Annotated in this window: 14 protein-coding genes; 8 read left to right on the plus strand and 6 right to left on the minus strand. The window is 67.1% G+C overall.

Annotation, left to right across the window (positions count from 1 at the left end; all coding sequences use genetic code 11):
- Positions 1-15: 15 nt before the first annotated feature.
- The 3 genes from ACOQFL_RS21465 to ACOQFL_RS21475 form a co-directional block, all read right to left on the minus strand.
- On the minus strand, positions 16-1,305 hold the full coding sequence (locus ACOQFL_RS21465; protein WP_435546008.1) for an ABC transporter substrate-binding protein: 1,290 nt from the start codon (positions 1,303-1,305) through the stop codon (positions 16-18).
- Between the two features lie 205 nt (positions 1,306-1,510).
- Positions 1,511-2,518, minus strand: coding sequence for a LacI family DNA-binding transcriptional regulator (locus tag ACOQFL_RS21470; protein WP_435546009.1), 1,008 nt, complete (start codon positions 2,516-2,518; stop codon positions 1,511-1,513).
- Between the two features lie 239 nt (positions 2,519-2,757).
- Entirely contained in the window at positions 2,758-3,504 is a 747-nt protein-coding gene (locus ACOQFL_RS21475) for a lipoate--protein ligase family protein (protein WP_435546010.1), read from the minus strand.
- Positions 3,505-3,834: 330 nt separating this feature from the next.
- On the opposite strand from ACOQFL_RS21475, the gene ACOQFL_RS21480 reads away from it, so the two are divergent.
- Positions 3,835-4,518, plus strand: a complete 684-nt coding sequence (locus ACOQFL_RS21480; protein WP_435546011.1) for a hypothetical protein — start codon at positions 3,835-3,837, stop codon at positions 4,516-4,518.
- A 133-nt stretch (positions 4,519-4,651) separates the two neighbouring features.
- Here ACOQFL_RS21480 and ACOQFL_RS21485 read toward each other — a convergent pair whose 3' ends face one another.
- Positions 4,652-5,413 carry a polyamine aminopropyltransferase gene (locus ACOQFL_RS21485; RefSeq protein ID WP_435546012.1) on the minus strand — a complete coding sequence of 254 codons (762 nt, stop codon included), beginning with the start codon at positions 5,411-5,413 and terminating at the stop codon, positions 4,652-4,654.
- A gap of 251 nt (positions 5,414-5,664) precedes the next feature.
- Positions 5,665-6,378 (minus strand): GntR family transcriptional regulator, encoded by a 714-nt coding sequence (locus tag ACOQFL_RS21490; RefSeq protein WP_435546013.1) that lies wholly within the window; start codon positions 6,376-6,378, stop codon positions 5,665-5,667.
- A gap of 165 nt (positions 6,379-6,543) precedes the next feature.
- Here ACOQFL_RS21490 and ACOQFL_RS21495 point away from each other — a divergent pair, with 165 nt between their 5' ends.
- From ACOQFL_RS21495 to ACOQFL_RS21525, 7 genes are all read left to right on the plus strand, one after another.
- A complete protein-coding gene (locus tag ACOQFL_RS21495) occupies positions 6,544-7,356 on the plus strand; it encodes a sugar phosphate isomerase/epimerase family protein (RefSeq protein WP_435546014.1) in 813 nt (270 codons plus the stop codon).
- A 32-nt stretch (positions 7,357-7,388) separates the two neighbouring features.
- Positions 7,389-8,156: an SDR family NAD(P)-dependent oxidoreductase gene (locus tag ACOQFL_RS21500; protein WP_435546015.1), complete on the plus strand. Its 768-nt coding sequence runs from the start codon at positions 7,389-7,391 to the stop codon at positions 8,154-8,156.
- Positions 8,157-8,267: 111 nt separating this feature from the next.
- Positions 8,268-9,605 (plus strand): GntP family permease, encoded by a 1,338-nt coding sequence (locus tag ACOQFL_RS21505; RefSeq protein ID WP_435546016.1) that lies wholly within the window; start codon positions 8,268-8,270, stop codon positions 9,603-9,605.
- Positions 9,606-9,640: 35 nt separating this feature from the next.
- The gene (locus ACOQFL_RS21510) at positions 9,641-11,365 is read left to right on the plus strand and encodes a dihydroxyacetone kinase family protein (RefSeq protein WP_435546017.1); all 1,725 of its coding nucleotides are present in this window, start codon (positions 9,641-9,643) and stop codon (positions 11,363-11,365) included.
- On the plus strand, positions 11,358-11,831 hold the full coding sequence (locus ACOQFL_RS21515; protein ID WP_435546018.1) for a ribose-5-phosphate isomerase: 474 nt from the start codon (positions 11,358-11,360) through the stop codon (positions 11,829-11,831). The genes ACOQFL_RS21510 and ACOQFL_RS21515 overlap by 8 nt, the downstream gene beginning before the upstream one ends.
- A 40-nt stretch (positions 11,832-11,871) precedes the next feature.
- Positions 11,872-12,738 (plus strand): transketolase, encoded by an 867-nt coding sequence (locus ACOQFL_RS21520; protein ID WP_435546019.1) that lies wholly within the window; start codon positions 11,872-11,874, stop codon positions 12,736-12,738.
- Complete coding sequence (locus ACOQFL_RS21525) at positions 12,735-13,715, plus strand: transketolase family protein (protein ID WP_435546020.1); 981 nt, start codon at positions 12,735-12,737, stop codon at positions 13,713-13,715. Before ACOQFL_RS21520 ends, ACOQFL_RS21525 begins: the two co-directional genes overlap by 4 nt.
- Before the next feature lie 239 nt (positions 13,716-13,954).
- Here ACOQFL_RS21525 and ACOQFL_RS21530 read toward each other — a convergent pair whose 3' ends face one another.
- Positions 13,955-15,973 carry a BCCT family transporter gene (locus ACOQFL_RS21530; protein ID WP_435546021.1) on the minus strand — a complete coding sequence of 673 codons (2,019 nt, stop codon included), beginning with the start codon at positions 15,971-15,973 and terminating at the stop codon, positions 13,955-13,957.
- Positions 15,974-16,043: the final 70 nt, after the last annotated feature.

Genomic DNA, 16,043 nt, shown 5'->3' on the forward strand with positions numbered 1-16,043 from the left:
CCGCGAAGGCGTGGATCACTTCTGCTCGATCAGTTTTTCCAGCCTGCGCTGCAGGGCGTTCAGTGCCTTGTCGGGTTTCTTGTCACCCGAGATCGCGGCGTAGACCTCGTCCTGGATGGCGAGTGTGACGTCGCCGTAGTTGACCACGCGGGGTCGTGGCTCGGCGCTCTGGATGGATTTCTTGAGTGTGTCCAGGTACGGGTATTTCCGCTGCAGTTCCGGATCGTCGTAGAGCGCGCTGCGCGTGGGGGCCAACGAGCCCTTGACCAACCGCTTCCGCTGCTGCTCCTTCGAGGTGTAGAACTTGATGAAGTCCAACGCGGTGGCCTTGTTCTCCGCGAAGGACGAGATCGCGAGGTTGTGTCCACCGAGGCTGGACACGCCCTTTCCGGTGATGCCGGGCAGCGGTGCGACGGCGAACTTGCCCGCGACCTTCGAGGAACCGTCGTCGGCGTTGGCCTGCGACCACATGAACGGCCAGTTGCGGCTGAAGACGAGCTCACCGCCGATGAACGCGCGCTTGTTGGGTTGTTCCTTGTAGGCGATCGCCGCGCGCGGGATGGTGCCGGAGCGGAATCCCTCGACCATGGTTTCGAGTCCGCGCAGCGCCTCCGGCGAGTCCACGGTGGGCTGCCCCTGATCGTCGACGATCTGCCCGCCCGCGCCGTGAACGGCCTCGGCGAAGTTGACCGTCAGCCCTTCGTACTTGGCGTGCTGACCCGCGTAGCAGGACATTCCCTCGGCCGCGGGGAGCTTGAGCACCTTGGCGCAGATCTCGCGCATTTGCTCGCGCGTGGTCGGTGGTTGGGCGTCCACCTTGTTCAGCAGGTCCTTGCGGTAGTACAGCAGCCCGCCGTCGGAGTAGGCGGGTACCGAGAAGAGCCTGCCCCGGTACCTGGCGGTTTTCATCGCGGACTTCAGGAAGGGCGAGAAGTCGAACTCCTTTTTCGGCAGCTCGACGACCCACCGGTTCGCCGCGAACTCCGCGTTCCACACGTTGTCCAGGTCCAGCACGGTGAACGCGCCGGACTCGGTCTGGGCGTTCTGCACCATCTGCTGCCGCTGCTGGTCGCCGTCGGCGGGCAGCTCGATCAACCGGACCCGCTGGTCGGGGTGGGACCCGTTCCACGTCTCCACCGCCTGGGTGACGGCGCCGGTCACGTCCTTGCCGGTGGCGAAGGTGATGGGGCCTCGACCGCTGATCTCGCTCGACGCCGACGAATCACCACCGCCACCGCCACAACCGGCGACCACGAAAGCCGCCACCATCATCACGGATACGGGTCTCCAACGTAATGACCTCATGCTTATCTCCTCGATTCGACCAGATCGGAACGCGTGACGGATCACGCGTCATGCGTTCGATTTCGAAAAAACGTGGGGTGACGACTTCTCGACCGGACGGCCGAATTGATTCCGGAAATCCGATCGAGGTCGGCCACACGAAAACCAGCCGGACGATTTCCGCTTTCGTAGCCACCTGGACGCCGTCCGGCGCGTCCAGGGCTTCTCACATGGAATCGTTGCCGGTGGTCGACGAACGCACCACCAGCTCAGTGGGCAGCACCACCTCACGGGTCTCGGTTCTGCCCTGTTCGAGCTGCTCCAGCAGCAGTTTCGCCGCCGTTCCTCCTTCCTGACGTACCGGCTGCACCACGGTGGACAGCCCGGAGCACTCGGACATCTCGTGCCCGTCGAATCCCACGAGCGCCATTTCCCAGGGAACCGAGATTTTGTGGTTGCGCAGTGCGTGCAACGCCCCGAAAGCCATCTCGTCCGACATGGCGAAGACGGCCGTGGGACGCAGCTCGTCGGCGAGTATTCGATTCATCGCTCGCCTTCCTCCCGAAACGGAGAAATCACCGGTGCCCAACCAGCTCTCCCGGACCGGGACATCGTGTTCGGCCATCGCGTCCCGGAAAGCGGTACAACGCTCGTGGGGGGCGGGCAGATTCAGCGAATCGGGCGCACCCCCGTGGATCATCGCGATGTCGGTGTGCCCCTGGTTGAGCAGATGCCGCACGGCGAGCATGCCCCCGCCGTGGTCGTCGATCCACACCGAGTTGAACCCGTCCATCCTGCCGCCCACGAATCCCAGCGGGACGCCCAACTCGCGCAGCCGATCGGACTCCTCGGTGGACAGCGAAAGGGTCAGCACCAGAACGGCATCCACACTGCGCCGCAGCGGAAGCTCCCGGAAGAACCGCTCCCGCCCCTCCTGATCCCCCACCACGTAGAGCATCAGGTCGTATCCCGCCGAACGCAGCGCTTCCTCCGCGCCAGCCAGCACCTGCCCGAAGAACCACCGCGAGACGTATGGCACCAGCACGCCGATACGCCGGGTCCTCCCGGTGGCCAGTCCCGAGGCCGATCTGGAGATGGAGTAGTTCATCTCTTCTGCCACGGTGCGCACGCGCTGCCGGGTCCGTTCGGACACACCCGGCTGTTGCCGCAACGCACGCGAGACCGTCGCGGTGGAGACACCTGCCGCACGAGCGACCTCCTCGATCGTGGCCATTGTGCTCCCTGTCACGTTGCTGCCTCGGTTGATCCGGAAGACTAAATGTGACCCACAACGCAACACAAGCGTTTACATCGATCAATCGAACATTTTTTTCGAACAAGCTTCTGAGCAGCGATGATGCAAACGCAAGCGCTTGCGTTCAGTAAGTATGAGCGGGCCGCGAGCCACGTAAATGGGTAACGAAGTGATACCGACGACGGTTAAATACCGTCAATTGGCCGAACGGATGAGATTCAGAGTCGGTGGTCGTCGTCCAACTCACGCGCCACCGTCAGCGCGGACTCGTCGAGGCTCGCCCGCGTGAGGCCGAAGCGGTCCTCGTAGACGTCGAGCAGCCCGGCTTCGAAGCTGTCGAGGTCGATCTCGGGGGCCTCCGCCCGAATCGAGCCGACCGAATCACCGTCGAAGTCGAGTCCCAGCGCTCGGTACACCTCGGTGAGCAGCGGGCGCAGCACCTCGTCACCGTCGAAGACGGCCACCGCGCTGAACAGCCAGGCACGCCGCAGGATCCGCTGGGCGGTGCCGACGAGCTTGACCTGCCCACGAGCGTTCACGCTGTGGGCGCCCGGGCAGTACTCGCCCGGGACAGCACCGACCCGCGCGTCCACGCCGTGCTCGGCCAGCAGCCCCGACCACATCCGGGCGTAGCCGTCGAAGCGCTCCTCCATCCCGGCCAGCGAGTCCGCCTCGGCCGCGATGTGATCGACCACCAACGAGTCGGGGGTGTAGGCCACCGCACGCCCTCCGGGAGCACGCACCACCGGGGTGAAGCCCGCGTCCCGGACCAGGGCAAGCGCCTCGGGAAAACCGGGACGCAACGTGTCGCGTCGACCGAACGCCACGGTGGGGGTGGTGGGCCGGTACACCCGCAGCGCCGAGCCCGCGTCACCGTCACTCGCCCGCCGGACGAGAGCATGCGCCAACGCGACCTCGAAGGACTGGCTCGTGTCCGCGCCCAGCGCTCCGTGATACAGCTCCACGGGCCAAGCCTACGCAACGAGCGAAGCGGGGCGGACGCGGTGCGGGGAACACGACTCGGTGCGGCGATTCGTGTTCCCCGCACCGGACCGAACCACGCCAGGGCGGCTCGACGAAGCCGCCGATCAAGCAGGCCCGCATGTCCGACGCCCACTTCCCGGCGTTTTCCCTGTCGGTCGAGTCGAGCAACACGGGTGTCACTTTCCGTGCCCGAAAACCACATTTGCGCGCCGGAGAATCTCTTATACTCGTTCGATCGAGTGAAACTTGCGCGCTTCGCCCCAACACACCAAGTGACTGATCCAGACTTTCTCCGACGAAGGGAGGAAGCCATGGCATCAAAGTACAGAAGCAGACCGGACGGCACGGTTTACCCGTTGGAAGGCGGAAGCGGTGGCAAAAGTAAGGCGACAGTTGTGGCGGGCGGCGTGGCGCTGGCCATGTGGGCGTCCGGGGGCGGTACCGGCGGCGTGACTCTCGGCGGTTCGGGAACGACTACGGCCAGTATGTCCACTGCGGACACTGCCGTGGTACGCACCATCGGAAAGAACCTCTCGAAAGCACGCCGGGACGTGAAGCGGGGGAACCGAAACCGCGCCTGGAAACGGCTCGGACTGCGCCAAGGACGCCGCGTCACCGGAAAAACCGTGAAATGCGTGACCACCACCTACGGAGAGGTACGGGAATTCCTCGTCGAAACACCGTGTCGAGATCTGCGCCGGTTCCAGTTTCCCGTGGACTACGAAGGCGGAACGATCTCGGTGTTCGTATCGCGCGTTCGGATGCGTTCCAGTGCCGCAGCGCGGGATTTCCGCTCCCTGATCGACGAACACGGCACCGGAGACATTCGTCCCGTGCTGTCCACGGTGCGCTTCAGCGGGTACCACTACGATTCGGCTCATCGCCGCGGTGCCGTGTTCGTGGCCGAGACCGAGTCCCGCACCGGCAACGTGCCGAAGCAGGTCCTCGACTCGACCGCGAAAGCCGCCACCGCCCTGGCCAGGAGCGCTGGATGAACCGCATCAGCAGCAATCACATCTCCCATGACCGAGGCGGCGGCAGACTGCCTGTAAGCAGGACTCATGCCTCAAGAGGCGAGCGCCCCGGCCGGACACCTCCGTGCCGCGGAGAAACGCCCGGTACAGGTTCTCACGGGAGAGGTGCCTCGGTGCTCTCGCTCGACGATCGTCCACCGTGCCCCAGCACCGCCGTGTAAACGGTGTTACTGGACTCCCCGCCAGTGTAGGGATTGTCGAACGTGACGACGTGCGCCCGCACGGTGTCGAACACTTCCGAAAGGGCCGCCGTGAATTCCTCGTGCGGCGGATCGTCCGACCACAGCGCGAAGACCCCGCCCGGTTCGAGATGCTCCGCGAGTCGGCGCAGCCCTTCGGGTTGGTAGAACCGGGCGTGGCTCGGATCCAGCACGTGCGTCGGCGAGTGGTCGATGTCGAGCAGCACGGCGTGGAACCGCCGTCGCGGCGCCTCGACGTCGAAACCGGTTCCGGCACCGATCATCGCGAAGAAGTCGTCGTGCACCAGCCGGGTACGCGGATCCGAGGTCAGTTCCGCCCCCAGCGGCAGCAGGCCGCGACGGTGCCACTCGATCACCTCGCCGAGGGACTCCACCACCCGCAGCGAACGCACCCGCGGTTCTTCGAGGGCCGCGCGGGCGGTGTAGCCGAGTCCGAGCCCGCCCACCACCACGTCGAGCTCGGTCGCTGAGGAGGCGGCCAGTCCGAGCCGCGCGAGTTCGACCTCCGCCACCGTGAACAGGCTGGACATGAGGAACTCCTCGTCCAGCTTGATCTCGTGCACGTCCCGTTCCAGCGAACGGTCCCAACGACGACGCAGGCTGATCGCACCGATCGACGTCTCGCGCCAATCGAGTTCCTCGAAACGGGCACTCACCAGTGGCATCCCTTCCGTGTGGTAATTCCGGGTTACCGACCGATGAGGTGGTACGGGCACCGCGTGATGTCGGGTACGTGAGACAGGTACCGCGAAGATTTCGCCAGCAGCATACGCACACATCCACGTCTCCGCCCCGCCCGGTTCATGGGCGGCGCCGTGAGCCCGCGTCAGCGCGCGGACCAGGTACGAGGTTTGAGCGAGGCCGGGGTGCCTCGGGAGATACGCACCGAGGCACCCCGGGAAGCCCATCACTCGTGGGCGGCACCGGTGTGCCGGTCAGCGCCCTCGCTGTCCCTGTCCTCGAGAACCCGCACGATCCGTTCGGTGGCCTCCCGCATGTGAGTGCGCACGACCTCGCGTGCTCGATCGGCGTCGCCCGCCTCGATCGCGTCCACGATCGGCAGGTGGCGCTGCCAGTCGATGTTGCGCAGCGCCAGGTCCTGGCCGGAACGACTGATGGTGGCTCTGGTCAGTCCGGAAATGTGCTGCCAGGAGTTGACCAGGGTCTCGTTGCCCGTCAGCTCGCACAGTTGCCGGTGGAAACCGAGATCGGCCTCGATCAGCTCCGCGAGATCCTGCCCGGTGTCACGCAACCGATGCAGTGACTCCCGCAGCGTTCGCACCACTTCGTCGCGTTCGGTCATCTCGCAGAGGGTCTCCACCGCCAGCGTCTCCAACGAGCGCCGGACGGCGAAGATGTCGCGCACCTCGGAGGTGGTCAGCGCACGGACCAGGAGCCGCCCTCGGTCGCCCGTGACCACCAGGCCCTCCTGAACGAGGTGGCGCAGGGCTTCGCGAAGCGTTCCGCGCGATACCGACAGCGCCTCGCTGAGCTCGGTCTCCACGAGCCGTGTGCCGGGAGCGAGCTGGCCGCTGCTGATCGCCTCGCGCAATTTGTGCAGGCTCTGCTCACGCAGGGTGTTGCGATCAACACCGCCGAGAGCCGGGACATCCAGGGGCAACGGGAGCCTTTCGTCGGGAAACGTGCTCGGTCCCCCTCAGTTTAATCGATTCGCAGTCGCCCGCTGCCGGTTGACTGTTGACAGTCAACAGGCGACAAGTTTCACTGTGTCCCACCTAACGCGTTCCACCGAACGTGTGAAGCACAGGTTTCTTGGGAGTTTCGGATGAGTGAACTGGGCTTCTCGACGATCTCGTTTCGTCACCGCTCGCTGCCCGAGGCGTTGGCGGCGATCTCGCGGCTCGGAATCACGGGCATCGACCTCGGCGGACTGCCCGACGTCTGCGAGCACTACCCGACCGACCGGGGAGGCGACATCGCGGAGATCGTGGAGACGATCCGGGACTTCCGAGTCGACGTGTGGGCGCTCAACGTGGATCCGGGCCCGCTGAACGACCCCGAGCTGGACCGGGAGACCCTGGCATCCCGCGGGGCCGAACTGGCCGCGCACGCCGCTCAGCTGGGTGCGGATCTCATCGTCCCCTGCGGCGCCCCCTCCCGAAGCCCGTTCGTCGACGAGACAGCCGATCTGGCTCGGACGGCGGGCGGGCTGCGGCTGTTGAGCTCGGTGACCTCCGAACACGGAGTCCGCCTGCTGGTGGAGGCGCCACACCACCACCGGTTCTGCCACAGCGCCGACCGGGTTCGCGCCCTGCTCGGGATGGTTTCGCCCGAGGTGGCCGGGGTGGTCTACGACGTCAGCCACGTCGTGGCGGGCGGCATCGACGAAGCGGAGTTCGCCGCCGAGTTCGCCGACCGGATCGAACACGTCCACCTGCGCGACGCCGTGGCGGGCGACATCAATCGCAGCATCGGCCGCGGCAGCGCCGACTTCACCGGCGTCATCGGCGCGCTTCACGAGCACGGATACACGGGGCGCTACGTCCTCGAACTCGAGACGCACGACGTAGCCGAGCACAGCAGGGAAACGGTCGCGGGTGAATCCCGGGACACGATTTCGGCCCTGCTGCGGGCATGAACGGCAAGCGACTACACGAAAGGAACCCGACAATGGGCCATTCCGCCACCGCGACGGCAGTGATCACCGGCGCCGGATCGGAACGCGGCATCGGCAGGCGCACCGCCCACCGGCTGGCCGAGGCGGGATTCGCGATCGCGGTGCTCGACCTCGACGAAGCCGCCGCGAAGAACACCGCCGACATCGTGGCTCGGGAGCACGGGATTCCCACTCTCGGAGTGGCCGCCGACGTCACCGACGCCGAATCCGTCGATCGAGCGATCGAGGCGGTCGAAACCTCCGAGTTGCCCGCCACCACCGCACTGGTGAACAACGCGGGAATCACGCGGCCGACACCGTTCCTGGAGATCGAGCGAGCCGAGTGGGACGCGGTGTTCGAGGTCAACGTCACCGGCACGTACCTGGTCACCCGCCGCGTGCTGCCCGGAATGATCGAGCGGGGCTACGGGCGCATCGTCAACCTCTCCTCCGTCAGCGGTGAGCGTGGTGGCGGCGTGTTCGGCGGGACGCACTACTCTGCCGCCAAGGCCGCCGTCCTCGGACTCACCCGCGCCCTCGCCCGCGAGGTCGGCGAGCACGGCGTCGTCGTCAACTCGGTCGCACCGGGCCTGATCGACACCGACATCACCGGCGGCCTGCTCAGCGGGGAACGCAAGCAGCAACTCGTCTCCGGCATCCCGGTCGGTCGCAACGGCGACACCGACGACGTGGCCGGAATGATCACGTTCCTGGCCGGTCCCGACGTCGGCTACATCACCGGGGCCACTTTCGACGTGAACGGTGGTTCGCACATCCACTGACGGTCGGTATGCCGTCACACCGACATTTCCGTCGGTTTCACTCACACTCACCGGGTGTGGAAAACACTTTGAATTCGCCTCGACGATGAGGCCTACGGAAAGACATCCCGCATGTCCGATACGCTTATTCTGCTGCACACCGCGCTGGCGGTCCTCGGCATCGTAGTGCTGGTCGTGCTGGCACGGATCAATCCGGTCATCGTCCTCGTGCTGGGAGCACTGTATCTCGGCCTGGCCACCGGACTCGGTTTCGACAGCACCACGACCGCGGTCGCCCAAGGATTCGGCGACCTCATGGCGGAAGTGGGGTTGATCATCGGTTTCGGCGTTCTGCTCGGCTCGTTGCTGTCGACGACCGGAACGCTGCAACGAATAGTGGAACTGTTCCTGCGCGTGTGCGGCCGCGAGAAATCGCCCTATGCCCTCGGTCTGGCATCCGGAATCATCTTCCCCGCGATCTATTTCGACGTCGCCCTGGTCATGCTGGCGCCGATCGCCAGGTCCGTGGCGGCCCGAACCGGGGTCGGCATCGCCGCGCTCGGCGGCTCACTGGCGATCGGCCTGGAAGTGGGGCTGTTGATGGTGCTGCCCGGGGCCGCTGCCCTGGCAAGTGCCGGTGCCCTGGGCGTGTCCCTCGGAACGATGCTGCTGTTCGGCATCCCGGTGGGAATCGTGTGCATCGTCGGCGGAATCTTCCTGCACAGCGCGCTGATGCGCCGCACGTGGCAACCCGCCAAGGACGAAACCACGCTCAACGGCGGCGTGGACGGAATGACGGTGGCCGAGGCCGAGGAACCCCGCCGCCGGCTTCCGCTCATGGTGATGCTGCTGCCGATCCTGGTTCCGCTCGCGCTGATCGTGTCCGGGACGTTCACGGAGATGGCAGGCGTCGGCGGCGGCCCGATCGGATTCCTCTCCCATCCGATCGTGGCGCTGCTGATCGGGCTGCTGCTCGCCTGCGGCATCACGGTCTACATGCTCTCCCGCGACGCCCTGGAGAAGTCGCTGAGCAAGGGCGCCGCCACCAGCGGAACCATTCTGCTGTTCACCGGTGTGGCCGGGTCGCTGGGAGAGGTGATCAGCCGTACCGGTATCGGCGACATCATCTCCGGACTGTTCGAAACCAGCCCGCTGTCCCCGCTGATCCTGGCCTGGGTCGTCGCGGCGCTGTTGCGGTTGGCGCAGGGCTCCGGATCGGTCGCGGCGATCACGGCGGCGACACTGCTCGCGCCGGTGGTCGGCGGGCTGGACGCCTCAGCCGTGCTGGTCCTGCTGGCGGCAGCCGCGGGAGCGAGCTTCGGCGGCCACGTCAGCGACAACACGTTCTGGATGTTCCGCACCCTGCTGGGGCTGTCCACGCGCGGCACCTTCCAGGTCTACACCCTCTCCCAGTCGATCATGTCGGTCGTGGGACTGGGCGTGGTGCTGGGACTGAGCGTGTTCGTCTGACCGGAATCCCCCTTCCCGAAACCCTGTGAGCGGTTATGACTCTGCTTTACAACGATCCGGCGCGGTTCACCGAGGACGCGCTGCGCGGATTCTGCGACCTGCACGCGAACCGCGTCCGAGCCGTGCCCGGCGGGGTGGTGCGCAGTACACCGCCCCCCGAGGGCAAGGTCGCCGTGGTCATCGGCGGCGGTTCCGGGCACTACCCCGCTTTCAGCGGCCTGGTCGGGTCCGGCTTCGCCGACGGTGCCGTGGTGGGCAACATCTTCACCGCACCTTCCGCGCAGCAGGTTCACACCGTGGCCGAGGCAGCGCACTCCGGTGGGGGCGTGCTGTTCGGCTACGGCAACTACGCGGGCGACGTCATGAACTTCGGTGCCGCACAGGACCGGTTGCGGGCCGAAGGGATCGACTGCCGGACGATCGTGGTCACCGACGACATCGCCTCGAACGAGGCGAACGAACAGCGACGCGGTATCGCCGGTGACTTCGCGGTGTTCAAGATCGCCTCGGCGGCGGCCGAGGAAGGGCTGTCGCTGAGCGAGGTCGAGCAGGTGGCGCGGCGGGCCAACGAACGCACCCGCTCGCTCGGGGTGGCCTTCCACGGCTGCACCCTGCCCGGGCAGAACGAACCGTTGTTCACCGTGCCCGAGGGGCAGATGGCCCTGGGGTTGGGCATCCACGGCGAACCCGGGATCTCCGAGGTGGACATGCCCACCGCCGACGAGGTCGCCGACACCCTGGTCGACGGGGTGCTCGCCGACGCGGGTGACGGTGACTCCTCCCGGGTCGCGGTGATCCTGAACGGGCTGGGCGCCACGAAGCACGAGGAGATGTTCGTGCTCTGGTCGCGGATCGCCGCCAGGCTCCGCGCGGCCGGGTTGACCCTCGTCGCTCCGGAGGTCGGCGAACTCGTGACCAGCCTGGACATGAGCGGGGTATCGCTGACGCTGGTGCGGCTCGACGAGGAACTCGAACGGCTGTGGCGTGCCCCCGCCGACACACCCGCCTACCGCAAAATCGGTGGTGCGGACGCCACCCCGTCGCGAACCCCGGCAACCGAGGCCGGCGGGGCGGAAACCGACGAGACGTACCCCGAGGCCGACCACGAATCACGGGAGTGCGCCGCCACGATCACGACCGTGCTCGACGGGATACGCCGCACCGTCGAGGAGCACGCCGAGGAACTCGGCCGGATAGACGCGATCGCCGCCGACGGTGACCACGGCAGGGGAATGCTGAAAGGCACCACGGCGGCGGCGCGGGCGGCCGAGGAAGCCCACGCAGCGGGCGCCGGAGCGTACTCCCTGCTCACGAGGGCCGCCGAAGCCTGGGAAGCCGAGGCGGGTGGCACCTCGGGAGCGCTGTGGGGTGCGGGCCTGCGCGGTATGGCCACCGCGTTGAGCGATCTGCGGCGTCCCGACAAGGCCGACCTCGCCGGTGGAGTCGAGAACTTCTCCGCCTCGATCAGACGGCTCGGCCGTGCCGAGGTCGGCGACAAGACGATGATCGACGCACTCGTCCCGTTCACCGACACCTTCGGCCGCACACACAGCTGGAGCGAGGCGGCGGCAGCCGCCCGGACCGGGGCGGAGGGAACCGCCGAGCTGGCGGCCCGCACCGGACGTGCCAAACACCTGGCCGAACGCGGCCTGGGCACACCGGACGCCGGAGCGGTGTCCTTCGCCCTGATCGCCGAAACCGTGGCCGAGGCCCTTCGAACCCGGAAAGAACACCCACAGGGGGAGAACACCCATGACTGACGCGAAACGGTGGCGCATCGTCGTCGGCTCCGACGACGCGGGGATGACGTACAAGAACACGTTCAAAGCCGACTTCGAGGCGGATTCACGCGTGGAATCGGTGACCGACGTCGGCGTGAACGGCGACGAGACCACCGCCTACCCGCGAATCGCCACGAGCGCCGCGGAGATGATCCACCGCGGCGAGGCCGACCGCGCGCTGCTGGTATGCGGCACCGGCCTGGGCGTGGCGATCAGCGCCAACAAGGTTCCGGGGATACGCGCCGTGACCGCCCACGACAGTTTCTCGGTCGAGCGCTCGGTGCGCAGCAACGACGCCCAGGTGCTCACGTTCGGGCAACGCGTGATCGGCCTGGAGCTGGCGCGGCGGTTGGCCTCCGAATGGCTGGATTACCTGTTCGATCCGAATTCGAACTCGTCGGCGAAAGTCCGCATGATCTCGACCTACGAGAACTCCGCTCGGTGAACGGGAATTCCGGCGAACTCATCGACGAAGGGGAGGCGAAATGTCACACGCCCTGAGTGAAGCACAGGACGCGACCGGGACGAGAAAGGCGGAGATCGCCGCGTTCGCCCACCGGATGCGGCACAACATCATCGACATGGGCGAGGCCCAGGGGCAGGGCTACGTCGGGCAGGCGCTGGGAGTCAGCGACCTCCTGGCCACGGTCTACCGGGACCGGCTGCGGTTCCGACCCGATGATCCGCAGTGGCAGGACCGGGACCGCTTCCTGCTGTCCATCGGGCACTACGCCATCGCCCTGTACGCCGCCCTGGCACAGGCCGGGATCCTCGACGTCGAGGAACTGGACACCTACGCCACCGACGACAGCAGGCTGCCCATGTCGGCCATGGCCACCTACACCCCCGGCATGGAGATCTCCGGGGGATCACTCGGCCACGGCATGCCGCTGGCCGTCGGGATGGCCCTGGGGTTGCGCGGGAGCGACAGCCCCGCCCGGGTCTACAACTTCCTCTCCGACGGCGAGCTCAACGAGGGATCCACCTGGGAGGCGGCGATGAGCGCCTCCCACCACGAACTCGGCAACCTCACCGCCGTGGTCGACCTCAACGCCCTGCAGGCCGACGGTGCCACCGGCTCGGTGCTGCGGGCCGAGCCCGTGGTGGACAAGTGGGAATCGTTCGGGTGGCGGGCCGTGCGCGTCGACGGCAACGACATCTCCGAACTGCTGCGCGGATTCGATCACCTGGAGCAGGGCGAGTCGAACCGACCTCGGGTGCTGCTCTGCGACACGACGATCGGCAAGGGCGTCCCGCTGCTCGAGAACCGGGAGAAGGCGCACTTCATGCGCGTCGACGAGCACGAGTGGCAGATCGCCCGCGAGCAGCTGGAGGGAACCGTCCAATCATGACCAAACGCCTGACGACCTCGGCGATGATCGCCTCCTTCGCCGATCCGAACCAGCCCACGAGTCCGGCTCCGTTCGGCCACGCGTTGACGCGCCTGGCGGCCGAGAACGAGAACGTCGTCGGCATGACCGCCGATCTCGGCAAGTACACCGACATGCACGTCTTCGCCGAGAAGTTCCCGGAACGCTACTACCAGATGGGCATGGCCGAACAGCTGCTGTTCGGCGCGGCCGCGGGCATGGCCGAGGTGGGCTACGTCCCGTTCGCGGCGACCTACTCGGTCTTCGCCACCCGCCGTGCGTACGACTCGCTGTGCCTGGACATCGCCGAACCCGGGCTCAACGTCAACATCATCGGTGGCCTGCCGGGGTTGACCACGGGGTACGGCCCCAGCCACCAGGCCACCGAGGACATCGCGATCCTCCGCGCGATGCCGGGACTGACCATCGTGGACCCGTGCGATTCGGTCGACATCGAACAGGCCGTTCCCGCACTGGCCGCCACCCCGGGGCCCACCTACCTGCGGCTGCTGCGCGGCAAGGTGCCCACCGTTCTCGACGAGTACGACTACACCTTCGAGCCCGGCAGGGCCAAGCGGCTGCGCGACGGTCGCGACGTGGTGCTGGTCAGCAGCGGGCTGATGACCATGCGCGCTCTCGAAGCGGCCGAGAAGCTGCGCGAGCACCGAGTGGACGCCGCGGTGGTGCACTGCCCCACGATCAAACCGCTCGACGAGGCGACCCTGCTGCACGAGGCCGACTCCGACCGGCTGCTGGTCACGCTGGAGAACCACACCCTGGTCGGTGGTCTCGCCGAGTCGATGGCCAGCACACTGGTGCGGAACAACGCGGCCAGGGGGCTGCTGCCGATCGGCCTGCCGGACGAGTTCCTCGACGCGGGGGCGCTGCCGACCCTGCACGAGCGTTACGGCCTGTCGACGGAGCGTGTGGTTCGCCGCGTGCTCGACGGCCTGGGCTGACCGGCGAGGAATCCCGGCCCGCGGTCTGCCCGACCGCGGGCCGGTTCGGTCCCAGCGCACGGGAACAGCGGAAGTCCTTCCCGCTCGGGATGGGATCCGGCCGCGTTCACGCCCCGGTGCCGGGCCGAGGTGCGGCAACGCCGCGACGGGTGAGAGGTTCGTCGGTGTCCGTACGACGCCGACGAATCCCGGTGAATCCCGGACCGGCGCTCACCGCCGCCGACTGCCTCCGAGGGCGTTCAACGGACGCCGTCGGAGGAGCAGCGACGCAGCAGCTCCTCGGCCTCGTACTCCGCTCCGACCGCCGAAGCCTCGAACTCCGGCGTGTCGAAGACTTCGCCCCCGATGGGATCCTCGACCGTGGAGTCCCCGGCCCGCTCGATGGCACCGGTCTCGGCGTCCACCGTGGTGGCATGCGCTGGAACGTCGTGCACCGCCAGCACCGTGGTGTCCGTGCCGTCGCTCGTCGACACGTAGGAGGGCTCGGGAGCGGTCCGCTCGAAACCGCCGAGTACCGCCGAAGTTCCCCGCAGCGCGCCGTTCGGTGACGTGCCGTCGCTCCAGGACTTCAGCAACCTGCGGAGGTTGCCCTGAAACTCCTGGTCATCGGCTGACTGCTGACGTGCCGTTGCGACGAGGGCCGACGGAGCGGCCTTCGAGCGGACACGTACGTAGCGAGGCATGATCGCCATCTCGTACCGGAACATCCGAACCAGCGCGACCACGGTGAACGCGTAGATGACGGACAGCGGTGCCGCGCCCGCGATCGAGCTGACCTGCAACACGGTCAGTGCGGCCTCTCCGCCGGAGAGCAGCAGCAGCGCTCCGGCCGCACCGAGGATCACGGCCCAGAACAGGCGGGTCAACCACGGGGTCTCGGTTCGTCCGCCGTGCGAGAGGACGTCGACCACGAGCGAGCAGGAGTCGGAAGAGGTGATGAAGAACAGCGTGATCACCAGGATCGCGATCACGGACATCGCGACGGCGACTCCTCCGCTCACCGGCAGGTTCTCGAACAGCAGGAACAACGAGGTGTCGGTGTCGACGACGCCGTCCTGCCCGATCATCGTGCCGTTGGCGAGCTGGTAGCGGATCCCGGTGCTGCCGAAGACGGTGAACCACAGGATCGCGATGACCGTGGGAGCCAGCATGACGCCGAGGACGAACTCGCGGATGGTGCGACTGCGGGAGATGCGGGCGATGAACATGCCCACGAACGGTGCCCAGCTGAGGAACCATCCCTGGTCGAACAGCGTCCAGTTCAGCGTCCAGTCGTCCTTCGCCCCCGCCCCGGTGACGAACATGAGCTGCGGGATCGCCTGGACGTACTCGCCGGTGTTCTGCACCACAGACTGGAGCAGGAAGACGGTCGGACCGATCAGCAGGACGCAGACCGCCAGCACCGCCGCCAGCACCATGTTGGCGTTGGAAAGCCAGCGCAGCCCCTTGTGCAGCCCGGTGATGACGGAGATGGTGCCCACCGCGGTGATCAGCACCACCAGTGCCAGCAGGAGGAAGTTGGAGGGTTCGAACCAGCCCAGGTGGACCAGACCGGCCTGGATCTGCAGCACTCCCTGGCCCAACGAGGTGGCGACCCCGAAGATGGTGCCGACGATGGCGAAGACGTCGACGACGTGTCCGACCCACGACTCGATGAGCCTGCGACCGAAGATCGGCTCCAGCAACCACCGGACCGACAGCGGACGACCGCGGCGGAAGGACATGTAGGCCAACCCGAGGCCGACCAGGACGTAGATGCCCCACGCGTGCAGCCCCCAGTGGAACAGCGCCTGACCGATGGCGGCTCGGCCCGCTTCGGCCGTGCCCGCTTCGACGTCGGCGATGTCCGGTGGGGAAATCATGTGGTTCAACGGCTCGGCCACACCCCAGAAGACCAGCCCGATACCCATCCCGGCGGAGAACAGCATGGCGAACCAGGAGAACAGCGAGAACTCGGGCCGCTCGTCCTCCCGTCCCAGCCGGATGTTGCCCGCTCTGGACAACGCCGCCCACAGGGCGAAGACCAGGAAAGCCGTGACGAGCAGGACGTACCACCAACCGACCGTTTCACCGATGCTGTTGCGCAGCTCGGTGAACGCGGTTTCGGCCTCCTCTCCGTACGCGGCCCCGTACCAGCTGGCGAAGGCCAGCGCGGCGAGGATGATCAACAGGGCGGGGAGGAACACCGGCTTGGAAAGACTGCGCCACGCTGCCACAAGGGGGTTCGCGCTCACTTCAGCTTCTGGTCGAGAAGCCAAGAACACTCCTTACTCCGGAACTACATGTCACGATCGGTCGTACGGCGTCCGCCGCACCGGTGCCCGTGGG

Origin of the sequence: Actinopolyspora sabaoui (genome assembly GCF_051225635.1) — a bacterium.
Taxonomy (GTDB): Bacteria; Actinomycetota; Actinomycetes; order Mycobacteriales; family Pseudonocardiaceae; genus Actinopolyspora.